Origin of the sequence: Polaribacter sp. IC073, assembly GCF_007997075.1 — a bacterium.
In the GTDB taxonomy this organism is placed as follows: Bacteria; Bacteroidota; Bacteroidia; order Flavobacteriales; family Flavobacteriaceae; genus Polaribacter.
The window spans coordinates 1-1,818 of record NZ_VORS01000024.1 but is presented as its reverse complement, the minus strand read 5'-3'; the positions used below and the strand labels follow the sequence as shown (position 1 = coordinate 1,818).

General features: G+C 27.3%; 3 protein-coding genes. All 3 read right to left on the bottom strand.

Annotated features, from left to right (window positions below; genetic code table 11):
- Positions 1 to 302 precede the first annotated feature (302 nt).
- A complete protein-coding gene (locus tag ES045_RS16155; RefSeq protein WP_147117305.1) occupies positions 303 to 686 on the bottom strand; it encodes a GxxExxY protein in 384 nt (127 codons plus the stop codon).
- Between the two features lie 267 nt (positions 687 to 953).
- Positions 954 to 1,319 carry a type II toxin-antitoxin system HigA family antitoxin gene (locus tag ES045_RS16150; RefSeq protein ID WP_147117304.1) on the bottom strand — a complete coding sequence of 122 codons (366 nt, stop codon included), beginning with the start codon at positions 1,317 to 1,319 and terminating at the stop codon, positions 954 to 956.
- Between the two features lie 2 nt (positions 1,320 to 1,321).
- Positions 1,322 to 1,615, bottom strand: a complete 294-nt coding sequence (locus ES045_RS16145) for a type II toxin-antitoxin system HigB family toxin (RefSeq protein ID WP_147117303.1) — start codon at positions 1,613 to 1,615, stop codon at positions 1,322 to 1,324.
- Positions 1,616 to 1,818: the final 203 nt, after the last annotated feature.

The window sequence follows — 1,818 nt, the reverse complement described above, 5'->3', positions numbered from 1 at the left end:
TTCAATCGTTCAGTTTGAGTCTTAAAATTCCAAAGTCAAAACCGTTTAACTTCTCAACAAAAAACGCTTGAAAATTCGAGAAAGTGTATTGAAAATTCCAAAAGTCGCTCGATATTAAATACAACGTGGTTGTATAAAAAGAGTTGCGTTATTAAAGCACTAAAGTTAGCAAATAATTACTAAATATAAAACCTGCGAGTATTTTCATAAATAGGCAAAAACCAGCAATTTTTTTTATGCGTTGTTAGCTGTTTTACTTTTCATACTGTCTGTAAAATCATTTCATCTATTGATCTTATCCATCATATTTGTTTTCTCTTAAATTCTGGTTTTATTCCAAAATTTAAAATTAAAGCAATATTATATTTACTCAATTTCAATTCATTATAAACTTTTTGCTCTAAATTCTCAAAAAAATTTTCGACGCAAAAGACCTGGACTAGAATTTTCTCTTCTACAATTAAATTAGCATTATAAACTCCTACTTTTTCATTGTTAAACAAAATTTCGATTTCTCTATTTTTTTCTGAATTTAGATTTAAATTTTTAAAAGCTAAATCAAGTGAATTTATGTAAACTTCTTTTTCAAACCCAAAACCAATTTCGTTATAAACTTGATAAAATGCTTGAATTATTTTGTTCGTTATTTCTCCAAATTGATAATTCGATTCCGAGTTTTTTTCCATTCTGTCTATAAAATCTTTTGATCTGTTGATCTATTTTTTCACACAAATCTGTAAAAATCTATTAATCATTAAATCTCTTTTTCCAAAGTATTGTTGAGGTTTTTCGAGTCTGATGAGGTATTACAGCTAACGTTGTTGTGTATGGTTTGTTGCGTGGTTAAGCAGTAAATTTAGTAAATAAAACACAAACCAAGAAAGTCCCAAAGGACTTTCGTAAGTAAGCGATTACCAGCAATAAATTATACACGGTGTTGGCAATAGTAATTTTTATTTTGCAATATATTCTTGAACAAGGACTTCAGTCGGAATATGAAGAGAGAAGCTTATTTTTCTAATCATTTCCAATGTCAATTTTCGCTTTTTATTCAAAATTTCACTTACTCTACTTTTAAATCCTACGATTTCAGCAAGGTCTTTTTGTTTCATTCCCATTTGTTCCATTCGAAACTTTATAGCTTCTATTGGGTCAGGCATTCCAATTGGAAAGTTCTCATTTTCATATTTATCTATTAATATTGAAAGAATTTCCAATTCGTCTCCGCTTTCAGTACCTTTTTTAGAGTCAAAAATTAATTCAAGTCTGTTAAGAGCGTCTTGATAATCTTGTTCGTTTTTTATAGGTTTTATTTCCATAATTATAATTCGTTAGCATTAATTTTATCATATTCAGCGTGAGTTCCAATAAATAATATCCAGATTATTTGAAATTCAAAATTTATTTTTACAATTAATCTGTAATTATTTCCCTTAATATTAAATACAATTTTATTGTCTTTCAGAATACTCGCACTTGGATATTCAGCTTTTAATTCATTAACCGTTTTCCAAGATGCTTTATCATTTTCACGATACCACGCTTTTAATTGTTCTTCAATATCAGCGTGTTTTTTCCAAAATTCTCGTAATGTTCTTCTTGATATTATTCTCACATTTTATTGTTTGATAATGCAAATATAATTAAAAGTTCCCAATTCGGTAATTATTTTCGTGTTTTTTATTATTGCCAACGAGTACCTATATGAAAAGTAGCGTTTTAAAGCTTTCTCATTTTTAGGTATTCTATTAGTTTTTAAAAATAAATAAATTTTTTAGATAAAAAGTGAAATAGCTATTTTTTATATGGGCTGTTGTG